This window comes from Massilia sp. 9096 (assembly GCF_000745265.1).
Lineage (GTDB): Bacteria > Pseudomonadota > Gammaproteobacteria > Burkholderiales > Burkholderiaceae_D > Telluria.
Window position 1 is genome coordinate 3,978,861 of sequence record NZ_JQNN01000001.1, and the last position, 17,484, is coordinate 3,996,344.

Annotated in this window: 16 protein-coding genes; 3 read left to right on the plus strand and 13 right to left on the minus strand. The window is 66.2% G+C overall.

The features are described 5' to 3' along the window. Window positions 1-6 precede the first annotated feature (6 nt). The 6 genes from astD to FA90_RS17210 form a co-directional block, all read right to left on the minus strand. Window positions 7-1,476 carry a succinylglutamate-semialdehyde dehydrogenase gene (astD, locus tag FA90_RS17185; RefSeq protein ID WP_036170677.1) on the minus strand — a complete coding sequence of 490 codons (1,470 nt, stop codon included), beginning with the start codon at window positions 1,474-1,476 and terminating at the stop codon, window positions 7-9. Further along, entirely contained in the window at window positions 1,469-2,503 is a 1,035-nt protein-coding gene (gene astA, locus FA90_RS17190; RefSeq protein ID WP_036170680.1) for an arginine N-succinyltransferase, read from the minus strand. Before astA ends, astD begins: the two co-directional genes overlap by 8 nt. A gap of 19 nt (window positions 2,504-2,522) precedes the next feature. Further along, the gene (locus FA90_RS17195) at window positions 2,523-3,563 is read right to left on the minus strand and encodes an arginine N-succinyltransferase (protein WP_036170682.1); all 1,041 of its coding nucleotides are present in this window, start codon (window positions 3,561-3,563) and stop codon (window positions 2,523-2,525) included. Window positions 3,564-3,643: 80 nt separating this feature from the next. After that, entirely contained in the window at window positions 3,644-4,897 is a 1,254-nt protein-coding gene (locus FA90_RS17200; protein WP_036170686.1) for an acetylornithine/succinyldiaminopimelate transaminase, read from the minus strand. Window positions 4,898-5,040: 143 nt separating this feature from the next. Continuing rightward, window positions 5,041-5,997 carry a GlxA family transcriptional regulator gene (locus FA90_RS17205; protein WP_036170689.1) on the minus strand — a complete coding sequence of 319 codons (957 nt, stop codon included), beginning with the start codon at window positions 5,995-5,997 and terminating at the stop codon, window positions 5,041-5,043. Between the two features lie 64 nt (window positions 5,998-6,061). Next, a complete protein-coding gene (locus tag FA90_RS17210) occupies window positions 6,062-6,973 on the minus strand; it encodes a DMT family transporter (protein ID WP_036170692.1) in 912 nt (303 codons plus the stop codon). 155 nt (window positions 6,974-7,128) lie between these two features. Here FA90_RS17210 and FA90_RS17215 point away from each other — a divergent pair, with 155 nt between their 5' ends. Further along, the gene (locus FA90_RS17215; RefSeq protein WP_036170694.1) at window positions 7,129-7,410 is read left to right on the plus strand and encodes a hypothetical protein; all 282 of its coding nucleotides are present in this window, start codon (window positions 7,129-7,131) and stop codon (window positions 7,408-7,410) included. Between the two features lie 4 nt (window positions 7,411-7,414). After that, window positions 7,415-8,248, plus strand: a complete 834-nt coding sequence (locus FA90_RS17220) for an HDOD domain-containing protein (protein WP_036170697.1) — start codon at window positions 7,415-7,417, stop codon at window positions 8,246-8,248. A gap of 432 nt (window positions 8,249-8,680) precedes the next feature. Here the strand turns inward: FA90_RS17220 and secF are convergent, their stop codons facing one another. The 5 genes from secF to queA form a co-directional block, all read right to left on the minus strand. Then, window positions 8,681-9,703 carry a protein translocase subunit SecF gene (gene secF / locus FA90_RS17225; RefSeq protein WP_036170699.1) on the minus strand — a complete coding sequence of 341 codons (1,023 nt, stop codon included), beginning with the start codon at window positions 9,701-9,703 and terminating at the stop codon, window positions 8,681-8,683. 18 nt (window positions 9,704-9,721) lie between these two features. Then, window positions 9,722-11,626, minus strand: coding sequence for a protein translocase subunit SecD (gene secD, locus FA90_RS17230; protein WP_036170702.1), 1,905 nt, complete (start codon window positions 11,624-11,626; stop codon window positions 9,722-9,724). 10 nt (window positions 11,627-11,636) lie between these two features. After that, window positions 11,637-11,975, minus strand: coding sequence for a preprotein translocase subunit YajC (gene yajC / locus FA90_RS17235; protein ID WP_036170705.1), 339 nt, complete (start codon window positions 11,973-11,975; stop codon window positions 11,637-11,639). A 209-nt stretch (window positions 11,976-12,184) separates the two neighbouring features. Beyond that, window positions 12,185-13,324 carry a tRNA guanosine(34) transglycosylase Tgt gene (gene tgt / locus FA90_RS17240; RefSeq protein WP_036170707.1) on the minus strand — a complete coding sequence of 380 codons (1,140 nt, stop codon included), beginning with the start codon at window positions 13,322-13,324 and terminating at the stop codon, window positions 12,185-12,187. Window positions 13,325-13,328: 4 nt separating this feature from the next. Next, entirely contained in the window at window positions 13,329-14,387 is a 1,059-nt protein-coding gene (gene queA / locus FA90_RS17245) for a tRNA preQ1(34) S-adenosylmethionine ribosyltransferase-isomerase QueA (RefSeq protein ID WP_036170710.1), read from the minus strand. Window positions 14,388-14,540: 153 nt separating this feature from the next. Between queA and recG the strand changes: the two genes are divergently transcribed. Then, on the plus strand, window positions 14,541-16,658 hold the full coding sequence (gene recG, locus FA90_RS17250; protein WP_036170712.1) for an ATP-dependent DNA helicase RecG: 2,118 nt from the start codon (window positions 14,541-14,543) through the stop codon (window positions 16,656-16,658). Between the two features lie 68 nt (window positions 16,659-16,726). On the opposite strand, the gene FA90_RS17255 is transcribed toward recG, so the two are convergent. Further along, window positions 16,727-17,065: a hypothetical protein gene (locus tag FA90_RS17255; RefSeq protein WP_036170716.1), complete on the minus strand. Its 339-nt coding sequence runs from the start codon at window positions 17,063-17,065 to the stop codon at window positions 16,727-16,729. A 54-nt stretch (window positions 17,066-17,119) separates the two neighbouring features. Further along, complete coding sequence (locus tag FA90_RS17260) at window positions 17,120-17,476, minus strand: hypothetical protein (protein WP_051971884.1); 357 nt, start codon at window positions 17,474-17,476, stop codon at window positions 17,120-17,122. Between the last annotated feature and the right edge of the window lie 8 nt (window positions 17,477-17,484).

Below are 17,484 nucleotides of genomic sequence, written 5' to 3' on the forward strand. Positions count from 1 at the left end.
GTCTCCTCAGAAGTGCAGGCCGGGCGACAGCTTGGCCGGCATTTCCAGTTCCGCGGTTTCGATCGATGCAACCGGGTAGGCGCAGTAATCGGCCGCGTAATAGGCGCTCGGGCGATGGTTGCCCGACTTGCCGACGCCGCCGAACGGCGCCGAGCTGGCCGCGCCGGTGGTCGGACGGTTCCAGTTGACCACGCCGGCCTTGGCGCGGATCGCGAAGCGCTTCCACAAGTCTTCCTGCGGCGACAGCAGCGCCGCGGCCAGGCCGAATTCGGTCGCGTTGGCGATGCGGATCGCCTCGTCGAAGTCCTGCACGCGATTGACTTGCAGCAGCGGCCCGAACCACTCTTCGTCGGGGATGCCCTGTACGCCGGTCACGTCGACGATGCCGGCGGTGACGAAACCGGTGTCCGGGTTCAGCTGGCGCATGCGCAGCAGCACCTTGCCGCCCTTCTCTTCCAGCATCTGCTGGGCCTGCACCAGCTTACTGGCGACCTGGGCGGAGACCACCGGGCCCATGAACGGCTGCGGTTCCGCGTTCGAGGCGCCGACGTCGAGCTTGCCCGCGACTTCCACCAGACGCTCGATGAAAGCCTGGCCTTGCGGCGTGTCGTGCACGATCAGGCGGCGCGCGCAGGTGCAGCGCTGGCCGGCCGAGATGAAGGCCGACATCACCGCATGGTGCACGGCCGGATCGATGTCCTTGACGTCCCACACCACCAGCGGGTTGTTGCCGCCCATTTCCAGCGCCAGCATCTTGCCCGGCATGCCGCCGAACTGCTTGTGCAGCGCGACGCCGGTGTGGCTGCTGCCGGTGAACAGGATGCCGTCGACGTCCGGGTGCGCCCCCAGCGCCATGCCGGTCTCGCGCCCGCCGTTGACCAGGTTCAGCACGCCCTTGGGCAGGCCGGCCTCGATCCACAGCTGCACCGTGCGCACCGCCGTGCGCGGCGCGTATTCGCTGGGCTTGAACACCAGCGTGTTCCCGGCGATCAGGGCCGGCACGATGTGGCCGTTGGGCAGGTGGCCGGGGAAGTTGTACGGCCCGAACACGGCGAACACGCCATGCGGACGGTGGCGCAGCACGGCGTTGCCGTCGGCGACCGTCGCACTGGTGTCGCCGGTGCGCGCGCCGTACGACTGCACCGAGATGTCGACCTTGTTGGCCATCGTCGTGACTTCGGTGCGGGCTTCCCACAAGGGCTTGCCGACTTCCTCGGCGATGATTTGCGCCAGCTCCTCGTTGTGCGCCTTGAGCAGGTCGCGGAAACGCTGGCAGATGACGACGCGCTCCTCGAGCGGGCGCAGCGCCCAGTCCTCGAAGGCGTCGCGCGCGGCCGCGACCGCGAGCGCGACGTCCTCGCCGCTGGACTCGTTGCTGGTCCAGGTCTGGCGGCCGCTGGACGGATCGATCGTGGCCAGAAGGGGTCCATGCCCTTCGCTCCATTCGCCGTTGATGTAGTTCGACAGGTTAGCCATTGATGGGTTTCCTTACATTGAGTGAGAGCGTGCGCACCGGGTCGCCCGCCTGGCAATGCAGCAGCTGCAGTTCGCGCACCGACAACGGCACGCGAGTGCCGCCGGCGCAGGCCTGCGTGAGGATCATGCGGAAATCGTCCAGGCGCGTGTTGGACACCAGCGTGATGTCGCACTCGCCTTCCGGCACACCTTCGTCGGCCACGGTCGGGACGCTGTCGCGCACCGCGCGCAGTTCCGACACGCGCCCCTGCAGCACCGGGCCGGCATCGAAGATGTCGACGTAGCCTTCGTAGTGCATGCCTTCCTGCTCCAGCAGCTTGCGCGCCGGGAGCGTCGAGCGGTGCACCTGGCCGATCACGGCCTGGGCGTCGTCCGGCAGGTAGGCCACGTACAGCGGCTGGCGCGGCATCAGCTCGGCGATGAAGGATTTCTTGCCGATCGCGGTCAGGCCGTCGACGTGGTCGAAGTCCATCTTGAAGAAGTGGCGGCCCAGGCCTTCGTAGAACGGCGAGGTGCCGTCCTCGGCCTGGTAGCCGCGCATCTCGGCGATGATCTTTTCGGTGAACAGGTGCTGGAACTGGGCGATGAACAGGAAGCGGCTCTTGGACAGGAACTTGCCGTTGTGGCCAGTGCGGTATTCCGGCATCAGGAACAGCGAGCACAGTTCGCTCGATCCGGTCAGATCGTTCGACAGGTACAGCGTGTCCATGCGCGTGAACACGTTCAGCTCGCGGCTGGAGTGCACCAGCGTGCCGATGCGGTAGTTATAGAACGGCTCCGTCAGGCCGACCGCGGCCTTGATGGCGCACACGCCGGCCAGGCGCCCGTTGGCGGTGTCTTCCAGCACGAACATGTAGTCGCGCTCTTCCGGCGGGATGGTTTGCGCGAACGAGGCGACCGCGGTCGCGACCCGCTCGCCGAGCATGTCGCGGTCGGGCTTCAGGGTGGTCATGCCGCTGCCGACCTGGCGCGCCATCTCGATCAGCGGATCGACGTCGTCCTGGGTGATTGCGCGAATTACGAGCATGGTGATTCCTATTTTCGCTTTAAATGCGCACGCAGGTGACGCTGGCGCCGGTGGCCACGCCGAGCGCCTCGCGCGCCGCCGGCGGCAGGCAGACCGACTCCGAATTCTCGGCCGGCTCGCAGGCCAGCACGATCGCGCGGAAGTTGCGCTCGCCGCAGGCCACCGCGTAGTCGACCATGGTGGCCTTGCCGCCGCGCGTGGGCGGACGCTGCTCGGCGTTGGCGACCTTGCGCACCATTGCGCCCGAGAACGAGCGCAGCGAGTGCTTGTGGGCCTGCAGGATCGGGCCGCCATCGAAGATGTCGATGTATTCGTCGGCCTCGAAGCCTTCTTCGGCCAGCAGGTTGAAGGCCAGTTCGCCGCTCGGGTGGATCTGGCCCATCACCGCCTGCGCCGGGCCGGGCAGCAGCGGCACGTAGACCGGGTAGTGCGGCATCAGCTCGACGATCAAGGTGCGGTTGCGCGCGCCGCCGATGGTGCGTTCGGCGTCGAGGAAATCCATCTTGAAGAACTTGCGGCCCAGCGCATCCCAGAACGGCGACTGGCCGTTGTCGTCGGTGACGCCGGCCAGCGGCACGAAGAAACGGTCGCCGAAGCGGTGCGGCGCCAGCACCGCGTACAGCAGGCGGGCGCGCGACAGGAGCGCCGCCTCGCGTCCCGCGCGCGCGCGTTCGCTGACGGTAAAGCCGGACAGCTGCGAATACGCGGTCAGCTCCGAGCACAGCGTGAGCGCATGCACGCTGTGGCTGATGTTCAGGTCGCGCGAGACCTGCTGGATCACGTCGTTGCGAAACGCGAAATAGGTGCCGTTCGAGCCGGCCGAGGCATGGATCGCGGCGGTGCCGACCAGCTCGCGCGTCTCGAGGTCTTCCAGCACGAACAGGTAGGTTTCTTCGCTGGGGATGTCGACATGGGCGGCGAACGAGGCGTTCGAGCGCTCGACCAGCGCGGCGATTTTCTCGCGCGTGCGCGGCAGCGTGTGCACGCCCGGCGTGGAGGCGGCCAGCAGCGTCTCGAGGGCGCCGACATCCGCGGTGGCTACCGGACGGACAACGTACATGGGATCTCCAGAGTAGAAGCTCAAGACGATCAGGGCCGGGCTACCGTACCCTGATCGGCATCATTACTTGTTGGCCTGCGTCAGCCCGCCAGGAAGGCGTCGGCGGCGGCGCGCATGATGCGGTCGGCTTCCACGATCTGCGCGTCCGAGACCACCAGCGCGGGCGCCAGGCGCACCACGTCGGGGCCGGCGATCAGCAGCATCAGGCCGAGCTTTTCGGCGGCCTTGGTGTAGTCCTTCGATTTGCCCTTCTGCGCGTCGGCCATCGGCACGCCGATCAAGAGGCCCTTGCCGCGCGGCTTGGCGAACAGCTGCGGGTAATCGGCGGCCAGCTTTTCCAGGTTGGCGAAGATCTTGGCGGACGCTTCGCGCACCCGCGCGAGGAAGGCCGGCTGGTTGATCTGCTCGACCACGGCCAGCGCGATGGTGGTGGCCAGCGGATTGCCGCCGTAGGTAGTGCCGTGCGATCCGACGTTCAGGGCCTGGGCGATCGCCTCCGTGGTCAGCATGGCGCCGATCGGGTAGCCGTTGCCCAGCGCCTTGGCCGAGGTCAGGATGTCCGGGGTCACGCCGACGTTCATGTAGTCGTACAGGGCGCCGGTGCGGCCCACGCCGGATTGCACTTCGTCGAAGATCAGCAGCGCGCCGGTCTGGTCGCACAGTTCGCGCAGCGTTTTGAGGAACTCGACGTCGCCCGGGATCACCCCGCCTTCGCCCTGGATCGGCTCGACGATCACGGCGGCGACGTCATCGGTGATCGCGGCGCGCGCCGACTCGATGTCGTTGTAGTTGATGTGGTTGATGCTCGGCGGGAGCGGCTCGAAGCCTTCGGTGTACTTCGACTGGCCGCCGACCGAGACCGTGAACAGCGTGCGGCCGTGGAACGAGGCGTAGCACGACACGATGCGCGACTTTTGCGGACCGAACTTGGCGTGCGCATACTTGCGCGCCAGCTTGAGGGCGGCTTCGTTGGCTTCGGCGCCCGAGTTGGCGAAGAAGGCGCGGTCGGCGAAGGTGGCTTCGATCAGGGCGGACGCCAGGCGCAGCACCGGCTCGTTGGTGTAGCCGTTACCGACGTGCCACAGGGTGTTGGCCTGGCGGGTCAGCGCCTCGACGATGACCGGGTTGCAGTGGCCCAGGCTGGTCACGGCGATGCCGGAGGTGAAGTCGAGGTAATGCTTGCCTTCCTGGTCCCAGACGTCCAGGCCCGATGCGCGCACCGGCACCATCGCGGCCGGCGCGTAGGTCGGGACGAGGACCTCGTCGAAGGTCTGGCGTGTGACAGGCCGGGTGGTGTTACCCGAGGTGACACCCGAATCGAGCTTTGCATTCATGACGTTGTTCCTCATCCAAGTAAAGGTCGCGCGAACTCCAACAGCCGCGCCAAGCGCTTCATTATAAGGAAGTCAAACCTTGCAGTTCTTTTCAAATGGCGACAGGGTTTTTCGTTTTTGGACGAGTAAGGAGCAACGCCGGGCTACTGGCCCAGTTTCCTCTGCCGCTCCTCGCGCGGCGTATTCCCGAACAGCGCCCCGAACGCCGTCGAAAAGTGCGAGCCCGACGAGAACCCGCACATCAGACCCACCTGCACGATCGAGTGGTTGGTGTCGCGCAGCAGCTGGCGCGCGCGCTGCAGGCGCAGCTCGAGGTAGTAGCGCGACGGCAGGCTGCCCAGGTATTGCTTGAACAGGCGCTCGAGCTGGCGCCGCGAGACGCCGGCCAGCTGCGCGATGTCGTCGGTCGAGAGCGGCTCCTCGATATTCGCCTCCATCAGCGTCACCGCCTCGCTCAGCTTGGGCTGCAGCGTGCCGAAGCGGGCCTGCAGCGCCACCCGCTGGCGCTCCTCGGGGCCGCGCACGCGGTCGACGCACAGCACTTCCTTGACCTGCGCCTGGACCGTGGCGTCGAACAGCAGGCCGACCAGGGTCAGGGCAAAGTCGATGCTGGCGGCGCCGCCGCAGCAGGTCAGGCGGGTGCGGTCGATCTCGTACAGGTGCGGGCTGAACAGGGCCTGGTCGGCGATCGCCTCGGCCTCCGGGTACAGCGACCAGGGCAGCGCGGTGCGCACGCCGTTGAAGGCGCCGGTCTCGGCCAGCCACAGCACGCCGGCGCCGACCCCGCCCCAGCACGGCGCGTTGCGGCAGTGGCCGGCCAGCGCGCGCATGTTGGCCGGGCGCAGGCCGGCTTCGGCCTCGTCGGCGACCAGCAGCACCAGGTGCCAGTGGTGGCGCGCTTCGCCGGCAAATTTGTCGGGGCTGCGCACGTCGACGTGCAGGCGCTCCGGCCCGAGCACCTTGGCCGCCAGGCGCAGCGGCTGGACCAGGCCGGACCAGGTCAGCGAGTCGGGCTCGCCGGCGTTCACCAGCAGCACGCGTAGCGGCGCCTCCAGCGCGAGGCGGGACAGGTCGGCGCGGGTCGATGACAGCGGCGTCATGCGCGGGGGCGCGCGGGCGCGTGGCGATTCGGGATCATGGATGGGCGATGACGACTCGGGATGACTACTCGGGCGCGAGCGCGGCGGCGGGCCGGCCCTCGGTATTCCATTGGCTGACAATCATACCGAAGATCAACAGCGCCGCGCCGAGCCAGCCGCGCGCCGTCATGGTCTCGCCCAGCCACAGGTAGCCGAAGCAGGCCGCGGCGCCGGGTTCGAACGAATAGATCACGGCGGCTTCGTTGGCGCTGGTGCGCGACTGGCCCCAGGCCTGCATCGAGATGATGGTCGCGGTGCACAGCACGCCCAGGTAGGCGAAGTTGAGCCAGTAGTGCGCAAGATGATGGCCGACGCCGTGCCAGTACGCGGCCGCGCCGGCGCCCAGCGCGCCGTTGAGTGGAAGCTCGCGCGCCAGCAGCCAGAGCGCCGCGCACGCGCCGACGGTGGCGATCTGCGCCGCGGTCACGCTCATCAGGCGCGTCGCCATGCGCGTGCGCACTTCCATCAGCTTGACGTAGGCGCCGAACGACAAGGCGGACAGCAGCGCCAGCGTGTCGCCGCGCCCCCAGGCGCCGCCATCCCAGCACAGCGCCGCGAGGCCGGCGACGGCCAGCGCCAGCGCGGCCACGATGCGGCGCTCGGGCAGCCGGCCCTGCAGGATGCCCAGCAGCGGCACCACCAGCACGTTCAGGCCGCAGATGAAGGCGTTGCGGTTCGAACTGGTCAGGGCCAGGCCCTCGACCTGGAACAGGTAGCAGAAGAACAGCACCACGCCGAGCAGCATGCCCGAGCGCAGGTCGGCCGGGCGCGCGCGCCAGAGGAACGGCGACAGCAGCAGCGCGGCGATGGCGAAGCGGGTCAGGATGATCCACACCGGCGTAAACGTCGCGGTCAGGTCTTTCATGGCCGGGAAGGTGGTGCCCCATACGAGGACGACGATGACGAGGGCGGCGATGCCGCGCAGTTGCTGGTTCATCCATGTATGGTACCCGGCCCGGCCGTAGGTCGGGAAGACTCCGCGGGAAGACCGCGGGGAAAGTCTGCGAGCTGGCAGCGGCGGTCTGCGGCATTGGCGGCTATAATCCCCGGACATTCATCCATGCCACATAGACAGCAAACGAAGGACTCACCGTGAAAACCGCACTGCTCGAAGATAAAAAGCCCGCTCATTTCGACAAGCACATCATCGGCAACCTGTTGCTGGACGTGGCCTCGCCCGACGAGGTGCGCCAGGAAGAGATGCTGATCGGCGTACGCAACGAGGCCGGCGAGATCTACCGCCTGATCGGCGCCACCAAGCTGAACAGCTTCATGAACGCCGTGGAGGAACTGTTCGACCTCGGCCTGGTCGACGAACTGCAGGACACCGAGGAACCGAAGGACGGCTGCGACGCGATCTTCAGCGAACCCTGACCCCATGGACAGAATCGCCGCCCTCAAGAGCATCGCCGCGCAAGCCGGTCGCGGCGACCTGACCTTTCCCACGAACGTCGAAGCGACGCTCAAGCTGCAACGCGCGCTGAGCGATCCCGACTGCCACGTCGACGAGGCCGCGCGCCTGGTGCAGACCGAGCCGCTGCTGGCCGCGCGCACCGTCGCCATCGCCAACTCGGCCGCCTACAACCGCACCGGCCACGACGTCACCAACGTGCGCGCGGCGGTGCAGCGCGTCGGCTTTCGCGCGCTGGGTGCGCTGGCGGCCGCCGTCACCGTGCGCCAGCTGGCCGGCAGCATCCAGGAACCGGGCCTGCGCGCCAAGGCCGATCAGCTCTGGAAGCACTCGACCCACGTGGCGGCGCTGTCGCAGGTGATCGCGCGGCGCGTGTCGAACGTCGATCCGGACACGGCGATGTTCGCCGGCATCGTGCACGAAGTCGGCGGCTTTTACGTGCTGTCGCGCGCGCCCGAGTTTCCGGACCTGCTGGAAGGCGGCGCCGACGAGTGGCTCGAGTTCGGAGAAACCGCGGTCGGCCGCGGCGTGCTGCTCAAGCTGGGCGTACCGGCGCCGGTGATGGGCGCGATCGAAGCGCTCTGGAACGGCATGCGGGCCCTGCCGCCGGAAACCCTGGGCGACACGCTGCTGCTGGCGAACGACCTGTCGCCGGTGCCCTCGCCGCTGCTGGAACGGCCGGGCATGGCCGGGCTGCAGACGGTTGCGACGATCGACTTCACGGTCGGCAATGGCACCCTGGCCGGCATCCTGCTCGAATCCGAAGCCGAAGTCCGCGGCCTGGAAGCGGCGCTGGCCTGACATCTTCGCCAGTGCGATCTTCGCCAGTGCGCCGCGCGGGCAAAAAAACGCCCGCTTCGAGAGCGGGCTAAGTCCAAAACTAGGGATGTCCTGAAAGAGACGAGTCCATCTTAGTTCGCTCGACATTCAGACTCTGTGCGCTGACTCACACTTGTTAAATTTTTTGATCTAAATCTGTAACGTTGGGTTTTCCCGCGTACGCAAAAAAAAACCCGCTCCGTTAAGGGGAGCGGGTGAAGTCCAAAACTAGGGATGTCCTGAAAGAGACGAGTCCATGTTAAGGCAGGCTTGACGGTGTCTCTGTGCGTTTCTTCACATAAGCAAATAAACATGCATAAATCGCTGATTTAACATTGAGGAATTGAGATAACTCAATAAAAAAGCCGCCTCGGCCAAGCCGGGCGGCTTTTTTTACATCACGAGCGTCGCGTCTTAGACCACGGCGCCGCCGGTGTCGTCGCGTTCCTTGACCGGCTTGACCAGGTCTTCGCGCTTCACGCCCAGCCACATGGCGATCGCCGCCGCCACGAACACCGACGAGTAGATACCGAACAGGATACCGATGGTCAGCGCGATGGCGAAGTAGTGCAGCGCCTCGCCGCCGAAGAACAGCATCGACAGCACCATCATCTCGGTACAGCCGTGGGTGATGATCGTGCGCGAGATCGTGCTGGTGATCGCATGGTCGATGACCTGGGTCACGGACAGCTTGCGCTCCTTGCGGAAGGTTTCGCGGATCCGGTCGAAGATCACGACCGATTCGTTGACCGAGTAACCCAGCACCGCCAGGATCGCGGCCAGCACGGTCAGCGAGAATTCCCACTGGAAGAAGGCGAAGAAGCCGAGGATGATCACGACGTCGTGCAGGTTGGCGATGATCGCCGCCACCGCGAATTTCCATTCGAAGCGCACGGCCAGGTAGATCATCACGCCGATCACGACCATGATCAGTGCGTTCAAGCCGTTGGTCGCCAGCTCGTCGCCGACCTGGGCGCCGACCGAGTCGACACGCTGCAGGCCGACCAGCTCGCTGCCTGCGGCATTCACGCAGCTGGTATGCGCAACCGGTTCGCCCTTGGCGCCGATCAGCTGGACCTGCTTGGACGTACCGCCCTCGCCCGCGCACAGCGTGTTGAACACGACGTTCGACGCGGCCACGTCGGTCTTGCCCTTGCGCACCGGCAGGCGCAGCAGCACATCGTTGGCGGTGCCGAAGCTGGTCACCTCAGGCTGCGCGTAACCCAGCTGGGTCAAGCCGGCGCGGATCTTTTCCTGGTCGGCAGCATGCGGGTAACGCAGCTCCATCACGGTGCCGCCGGTGAACTCGACCGAGAAGTGCAGGCCCTTGGTCACCAGGAAAAATACCGCAGCAACGAAGGTCAGCGCCGAGATCGCATTGAAAATCAACGCGTTGCGCATGAACGGGATGTCCCGTTTGATCTTGAAAAATTCCATGTTGGTCCTCGCTCCTGCTTATTTCTTGAGGCCGGCGCGCTTGGCGCCGGCACCCGCGGTCGCGGTGACGCCGGGCGTCCACACGGTGCCGATGGCGATCTTGCCGAGTTTCTTCTTGCGGCCGTACCACAGGTTGACCACGCCGCGCGAGACGAACACCGCCGAGAACATCGACGTCAGGATGCCCAGGCAGTGCACGATCGCGAAACCGCGTACCGGGCCCGAGCCGAACACCAGCAGCGCCAGGCCGACGATCAGGGTCGTCACGTTCGAGTCCAGGATGGTCGCCCAGGCGCGGTCGAAACCGGCCGCGATCGCCGCCTGCGGCGTGTTGCCGCTACGCAGCTCTTCGCGGATGCGCTCGTTGATCAGCACGTTGGCGTCGATCGCCATACCCAGCGCCAGCGCGATTGCGGCGATACCCGGCAGCGTCAGCGTGGCGTGCAGCGTCGACAGGATGGCCAGCAGGAACAGCAGGTTGCAGGCCAGCGCCACCACGCTGAAGAAGCCGAACAGCTGGTAGTAGATCACCATGAAGATCGCGATCGCGACGAAGCCCCACACGGTCGAGTGCAGGCCGCGCGCGATGTTTTCCGCGCCCAGCTGCGGGCCGACCACGCGCTCTTCGACGAATTCCATCGGCGCCGACAGCGCGCCCGACTTCAGCAGCAGCGCCAGTTCGGCTGCTTGCTGCGGCGTGAAATTGCCGGTGGTCTGGAAGTTCTTGCCGAACTCGCCCTGGATGGTCGCCACCTGCAGCACGGTGTACTTGCCCTTTTCCTTCAGCAGGGTCGCCATGTGCTTGCCGACGTTCTCGCGGGTGAAGGCGCGCATCTTGCGGCCGCCCTCGTCGTTCAGCTCGATGTTCACGTCCGGGTGCTGGTTCTGGTCGAAGCCGGCGGTGGCGCCGACGACCGAACCACCGGCCGCGATGACGTCCTTCGACACCACCACCGGCACGCCCTCGCCCTGGGTGAACAGTTCCGAGTTCAGCGGGATCGTGGCGTTCAGTTCGGTGCCGCGGGTGATGGACTCGTCGACCGCGCGGAATTCCAGGGTCGCGGTGCGGCCGATGATGTCCTTCGCATGGGCCACGTCCTGCACGCCCGGCAGCTCGACCACGATGCGGTCGGCGCCCTGCTGCTGGATGACCGGTTCGGTCACACCCAGTTCGTTGATGCGCTTGCCGAGAGTCGAGATGTTCTGCTTGACGCCCTCTTCGATCACGCGCTGCAGCGCGGCCGGCTTGAGGCTGACGACCAGCTTCTGGTCGGTACCGTCGGCGGCGTCCTGGAACTGCAGGTCGGCGTTGGCGTTGGCGAGCACGCTGCGCGCCTGCGTGCGCGTGGCTTCGTCGCGGAAGCGGATCTCGAGATGGTCGCCGACGCGGTCGATGCCGGCGTGGCGCACGTTCTGCTCGCGCAGCAGGCTGCGCGCGGACGACTGGATCGCCTTCATGCGGGTGTCCAGCGTCTCCTTGGTATTCACCTGCAGCATGAAGTGCACGCCGCCGCGCAGGTCCAGGCCCAGGTTCATCGGCTGGGCGCCCAGCTTCTGCATCCACAGCGGGGTGTTTTTCGCCAGGTTGACGGTGACGATGTAGTCGGGATCGGTCGGGTCGCGGTTCAGGTCGCGCTCGAGCGCGGCCTTGGCCTTGAACTGGGCGTCCGGCGTCTTGAAGCGCGCGCGCACGGCGCTGCTGTCGCCGGCGCTTTCCAGCACGACGTCTTCGGCGGCGATGCCTTCACGCGTGAGCGCATCGGCGACCTGGGTGGTGGTGGCGCTGGTGATATGGACGGTCTGCTTGCCGGTGGTGATCTGCAGCGCCGGCGAATCCACGAAATAGTTGGGCGCCGTGTACAACAGGCCAAGCAGCACCGTCACCAGGATCAGTGCGTATTTCCAGATGGGATAGCGGTTCATGATGGTCGGATTACAGTGACTTCAGGGTGCCCTTCGGCATCACGGCCGTGACGGCGTTCTTCTGCACGACGAGTTCGGTACCGGCCGAGACTTCGATGGTCACGTAGGCGTCGGTCACCTTGGTCACGCGGCCGAGCACGCCGCCGACGGTGATCACTTCGTCGCCCTTGGCAAGCGCGTCCATCATCGTGCGGAGTTCTTTCTGGCGCTTCTGCTGCGGACGGATCATGAGGAAATACATGACCACGACCATGATGATGATCGGTGCAAACGTAGTCAGGCTGCCCAGCAGGCCGGCGTTGCCGGCGGCGTCGGCAGTTTGCGCGTAAGCGTTGGAAATGAAGAACACAAGGACTCCGATTTGTAATGGTATGTGGAAAAACAAGCGCTGTATTCTAGCACCCGTGGTCTGGCCAAGGTCACTTTCGGCCATGTGGTTACGTCGTTCCTGATTGCAAGACGTTAGCAGGAATTTAATTGGATGGGAAAGGATGTCCCGGGGTTCCCCATGCATGGCGCATATGGCGTTGCAAGTACGCCATATGCGCCTCGGGTCGCTCAGACCCCGCGCGCGCGGTCGGCGTTGAACTGGAGGCGGAATGCGTGGAAGCGGTCCTGATCGATCGCATCGCGCATTTCCTGCATCAGGTTCAGGTAGTAATGCAGGTTGTGGATGGTGTTCAGGCGCGCGCCCAGGATTTCCTTCGAGCGGTGCAGGTGGTGCAGGTAAGCACGCGAGAAATTCTTGCAGCAATAGCAAGTGCAAGTCTCGTCCAGCGGCGCCGTGTCATCCTTATAGCGCGCGTTCTTGATCTTCAGGTCGCCGAAGCGGGTGAACAGCCAGCCGTTGCGCGCGTTGCGGGTCGGCATCACGCAGTCGAACATGTCGACGCCATTGGCCACGCCCGCCACCAGGTCTTCCGGCGTGCCGACGCCCATCAGGTAATGCGGCTTGTTTTCCGGCAGGCGCGGACCGACGTGCTCGAGGATGCGCATCATGTCCTCTTTCGGCTCGCCGACCGACAAACCGCCGATCGCCAGGCCCGGGAAGTCGATCTCTTCCAGGCCCGCCAGCGATTCGTCGCGCAGGCGCTCGTACATGCCGCCCTGGACGATGCCGAACAGCGCGTTCGGGTTCTCGCCGCGGTTGAACTCGTTGATCGAGCGCTGGGCCCAGCGCAGCGACATGCGCATCGATTTCGCCGCTTCTTCGGCGGTGGCCGGACGGCCGTCGATTTCGTACGGCGTGCACTCGTCGAACTGCATCACGATGTCGGAATTGAGCGAGCGCTGGATCTGCATCGAGATCTCGGGCGACAGGAACAGGCGCGAACCGTCGATCGGCGAGGCGAACTTGACGCCCTCTTCCGTGATCTTGCGCATCGCGCCGAGCGAAAACACCTGGAAGCCGCCGGAATCGGTCAGGATCGGCTTGTCCCAGCCCATGAAGCCGTGCAGGCCGCCGAACTTGTCCATGACCTCGGTGCCCGGGCGCAGCCACAGGTGGAAGGTATTGCCGAGGATGATCTGCGAACCGACTTCCTTGAGCTCGATCGGATCCATCGCCTTGACCGAACCATAGGTCCCGACCGGCATGAAGATCGGCGTCTCGATGGTGCCGTGGTTCAGCTTGAGGCGGCCGCGCCGTGCGTGCGACAGGCCGCTGGTGTCTTTTTTAAGGAGGGTAAATTCCAGCATGTTCTTAGTTGTTCCTGGTTGCACGCGACTGCGTCGTCAAGAGCATCGCGTCGCCGTAGCTGAAGAAGCGGTATTCGCTGGCGATCGCGTGCGCGTAGGCCTTGCGGATGGGGTCGTAGCCGGCAAAGGCCGAGACCAGCATCATCAGCGTCGATTTCGGCAGGTGGAAGTTGGTGATCAGGCGGGTCACCGTCTTGAATTGGTAGCCCGGGGTGATGAACAGCGCGGTGTCGTCGCTGCCGGCTTTGAGTTCGCCCGACTGCGACGCCGATTCCAGCGCGCGCAGCGAGGTCGTGCCGACCGCCACCACGTCGCGCCCGGCGGCCTTGGCTGCGCGCACCGCATCGACGGTCTCTTGCGCGATCGTGTACCACTCGCTGTGCATCTTGTGCGCGCTGAGGTCTTCGACGCGCACCGGCTGGAAGGTGCCGGCGCCGACGTGCAGCGTCACGTACGCGATGCGCACGCCCTTCGCGGCCAGCTTGTCCAGCAGCGGCTGGTCGAAGTGCAGGCCGGCGGTCGGCGCGGCGACCGCGCCCGGCTCCTTCGAGTAGACGGTCTGGTAACGCTGCTCGTCGAAGTCGTCGGCGTCGTGCTCGATGTAGGGCGGCAGCGGCAGGCGACCGTGCGCTTCGATCAGGTCGAACACGTCGCCGCGCTCTTCATCCGGCAGATGCAGGGTGAAGAATTCGCCAGCGCGCTCGCCGACGCCGACCTCGAAGGCGTCGGCCAGGCGGATGCGCGAGCCCGGTTTCGGCGACTTCGACGCGCGCACCTGGGCCAGCACCGTGCGCGGATCGAGCACGCGCTCGACCAGCACCTCGACCTGGCCGCCGGTGTCCTTCTGGCCGAAGAAGCGCGCCTTGAGCACGCGGGTGTTGTTCATCACCAGCAGGTCGCCGGCCTGCAGCTGGTCGACGATGTCGGCGAAATGGCGATCGAGGATCTGGTCGCCGTCGAGCTGCAGCAGGCGCGAGGCGCTGCGGTCCGGCAGCGGCGCCTGCGCGATGCGTTCGGGCGGCAAGTCGAAATCGAAATCGGAGAGGGAGTAGGTTCTGCTCATTTGTGGGTAAAACGATGCTGGGAGCCTTACAATAGAGGCTCGAGCGTATGTGGCGAACCCTCTATTTTACACGCTGATTCCGAGCAGAGGGCGCGGACCGGCCGCAAGGCGGCTCATCCTGCAACGCCGACAACACGCGCCAGACCTGTCTTTATGCCCGCAACGAACCCAAAAAACCCGGAGTCCGCTTCGGCCAGCACCCCGCCCAAGGCCGCGGCGAAGAAACCGGCCAAGCCGGCGGCGTCCATCGAAAGCAAGCTCGCCAAGCTCGGCCTGCGCACCGACATGGACCTGGTGCTGCACCTGCCGATGCGCTACGAGGACGAGACCCAGATCGTGCCGATCCGCGAGGCCTGCCTGCGCGGCGGCCACGTCTCGCAGGTCGAGGGCGTCGTCACCAAGAACGAGATCGCCTATAAACCGCGGCGCCAGCTGCTGGTGTCGATCGCCGACGAGACCTCGGACATCCAGCTGCGCTTCATGAATTTCTACGGCAGCCAGGTCAAGCAGCTGGCCGAGGGCACGCGCGTACGCGCGCGCGCGGAAGTCCGGCACGGCTTCTTCGGCGCCGAGATGGTCCATCCGGTCTACAAGATCGTCAACGAGGGCGCACCGCTGCCGAATGCCCTCACGCCGGTGTACCCGGCTGGCGAAGGCCTGTCGCAGACCGTGCTGCGGCGCGCGATCGCCGACGCCATGCGCCGCGTCGACTGGACCGATACGGTGCCGCAATCGGTGCGCACGCGCTTGAACCTGGCCGAGTTCCAGCCGGCGGTGCGCCTGCTGCACTACCCGCCGCCGGACGTCGACGAGCACGCGCTGACCGAGCGCACCCATCCGGCCTGGAACCGCGTCAAATTCGACGAGCTGCTGGCCCAGCAGCTGTCCCTGAAACGGGCGCAGCAGGCGCGCCGCGAAAAAGGCGCCCCTAGCCTGGCTGCGGTCGGTCAACTGTCGGAAGCGTTCCTGAAAGTGCTGCCGTTCGCGCTGACCGGCGCCCAGCAGCGCGTGGTCAAGGAAATCCGCGCCGACCTGGTCGAAGACTATCCGATGCAGCGCCTGCTGCAGGGCGACGTCGGCAGCGGCAAGACCGTGGTCGCCGCGCTGGCGGCCGCCCAGGCGATCGACAGCGGCTACCAGGCCGCGCTGATGGCGCCGACCGAGATCCTGGCCGAGCAGCACTTCCGCAAGATCGCCGCGTGGATGGAGCCGCTCGGCGTGAAGGTCGCCTGGCTGACCGGCAGCCTGAAGAAAAAGGAAAAGCAGGCCGCCAGCGAACTGGTCGAATCGGGCCAGGCCCAGCTGGTGGTCGGCACCCACGCGCTCATTCAAGACACCGTGCAGTTCGCGAAGCTCGGCATCGTCATCGTCGACGAGCAGCACCGCTTCGGCGTCGGCCAGCGCCTCCTGCTGCGCAACAAGGGCAGCGACGGCCTGGTGCCGCACCAGCTGATGATGTCGGCCACGCCGATCCCGCGCACGCTGGCGATGACCTACTACGCCGACCTGGAAGTGTCGATCATCGACGAGCTGCCGCCGGGACGCAGCCCGATCGTCACGCGCGCGATCGACCAGAACCGGCGCGACGAGGTGATCGAACGCGTGCACGCGGCCGCGCTCGAAGGTCGGCAGGCGTACTGGGTCTGTCCGCTGATCGAGGAATCGGAAGCGCTGCAGCTGCAGACCGCCACCGAGACCTTCGAGACGCTGGCGGCCTCGCTGCCCGACCTGGTGGTCGGCCTGGTGCACGGCCGCATGAAGCCGGCCGAGAAGCAGGCGATCATGGACGGCTTCTCGGCCGGCGAGGTGCACGTGCTGGTGGCGACCACCGTGATCGAAGTCGGCGTCGACGTGCCCAACGCTTCGCTGATGGTGATCGAGCATGCCGAGCGCTTCGGCCTGTCGCAGCTGCACCAGCTGCGCGGGCGCGTCGGGCGCGGCTCGGCGGCCAGCGTCTGCCTGCTGCTGTACCAGAGCCCGCTCGGTCCGGTGGCCAAGCAGCGCCTGATGACGATGCGCGAGACCACCGACGGCTTCGAGATCGCACGGCGCGACCTAGAAATCCGCGGCCCCGGCGAATTCCTCGGCGCGCGCCAGTCGGGCCAGGCGATGCTGCGCTTCGCCAATCTCGAGACCGACCAGTGGATCGTCGAGCAGGCGCGCGACGTCGCGGCCTGGCTGCTGGATGCCGGCACGCCCGAGTTCGATGCGATCGTCGATGCGCACCTGCAGCGCTGGCTGGGCGGGCGCGAGGAGTTCCTCAAGGTCTGATCGAGCGCCCCGGACGTGAAAAAGCCCGCATCGATGTGCGGGCTTTTTTATTACTGGCGCTGCCGGGCTTACTTGGCGGCGGTGGTGGTGCTGGTCGTGCTGGTGCTGGTGGCGACGCTGGCGTCCTTGGTTTCGCTGTTGGTCTCGGCCTTCACCTTGGCGCGGGTAGCCTTCTTGGCTTTGTGCTCGGCCTTGGCGTGCTTGACGTCGGCTTTCACTTCCTGGCCGGCGGCTTTCGCATCGGCTGCCACGACGGCGGTGTCGTGCTTGGCTGTGGCTTTCACGCCGGTCGGGGCAGCGACCGTGGTCGAGGTGGTGGTCGTGGTCGATGCCGGTGCGGTCGTGGTCTGGGCGAAGGCTGCGGTGGCGAACAGGGTAGCGATCAGGGTGGCGACGGTGCGTTTCATGGTGGTGTCCTCGAATTGGTCTGGGTAAGGTTGCTGCTTGTTTTGGATGGCGGCTTATTTGCTGCCCGCGCTGGCGCCGGCGCTGGTGCCGGTTTCGGCGACCGTGCTTTGCTCGCTGGTCTTGGTGGTGTCGCTGGCCGGCTTGGCTTTGGCTTTGGCCTTGTGCTTGCTCTTGGCTTTGGCCGGCTTGGTGTCGGTGGTGGTCTTGGCGTCGCTGCCGGCGTTGGAACCGGTGTTGTTGGCGTCGGTTTGTGCAGCTTGCTTATCGTGCTGGGCGGCGGCCTTGCCGACGGCCGGCGACATGGTGGATGCGGGCGCGGCGGTCGGCGCCGGGCTGGTCGGTGCGGGAGTCTGTGCAAACGCAGCGGTGGCGAACAGGCCGGCGATCAGGGTGGCGATGGTGCGTTTCATGATGAAGG

What these genes read in the sequence shown, in the direction of transcription:
- astD (WP_036170677.1), bottom strand. Translation starts at nt 1,476, where the DNA reads ATGGCTAACCTGTCGAACTACATCAACGGCGAATGGAGCGAAGGGCAT.
- astA (WP_036170680.1), bottom strand. Translation starts at nt 2,503, where the DNA reads ATGCTCGTAATTCGCGCAATCACCCAGGACGACGTCGATCCGCTGATC.
- FA90_RS17195 (WP_036170682.1), bottom strand. Translation starts at nt 3,563, where the DNA reads ATGTACGTTGTCCGTCCGGTAGCCACCGCGGATGTCGGCGCCCTCGAG.
- FA90_RS17200 (WP_036170686.1), bottom strand. Translation starts at nt 4,897, where the DNA reads ATGAATGCAAAGCTCGATTCGGGTGTCACCTCGGGTAACACCACCCGG.
- FA90_RS17205 (WP_036170689.1), bottom strand. Translation starts at nt 5,997, where the DNA reads ATGACGCCGCTGTCATCGACCCGCGCCGACCTGTCCCGCCTCGCGCTG.
- FA90_RS17210 (WP_036170692.1), bottom strand. Translation starts at nt 6,973, where the DNA reads ATGAACCAGCAACTGCGCGGCATCGCCGCCCTCGTCATCGTCGTCCTC.
- FA90_RS17220 (WP_036170697.1), top strand. Translation starts at nt 7,415, where the DNA reads ATGGACAGAATCGCCGCCCTCAAGAGCATCGCCGCGCAAGCCGGTCGC.
- secF (WP_036170699.1), bottom strand. Translation starts at nt 9,703, where the DNA reads ATGGAATTTTTCAAGATCAAACGGGACATCCCGTTCATGCGCAACGCG.
- secD (WP_036170702.1), bottom strand. Translation starts at nt 11,626, where the DNA reads ATGAACCGCTATCCCATCTGGAAATACGCACTGATCCTGGTGACGGTG.
- tgt (WP_036170707.1), bottom strand. Translation starts at nt 13,324, where the DNA reads ATGCTGGAATTTACCCTCCTTAAAAAAGACACCAGCGGCCTGTCGCAC.
- queA (WP_036170710.1), bottom strand. Translation starts at nt 14,387, where the DNA reads ATGAGCAGAACCTACTCCCTCTCCGATTTCGATTTCGACTTGCCGCCC.
- recG (WP_036170712.1), top strand. Translation starts at nt 14,541, where the DNA reads ATGCCCGCAACGAACCCAAAAAACCCGGAGTCCGCTTCGGCCAGCACC.
- FA90_RS17255 (WP_036170716.1), bottom strand. Translation starts at nt 17,065, where the DNA reads ATGAAACGCACCGTCGCCACCCTGATCGCTACCCTGTTCGCCACCGCA.
- FA90_RS17260 (WP_051971884.1), bottom strand. Translation starts at nt 17,476, where the DNA reads ATGAAACGCACCATCGCCACCCTGATCGCCGGCCTGTTCGCCACCGCT.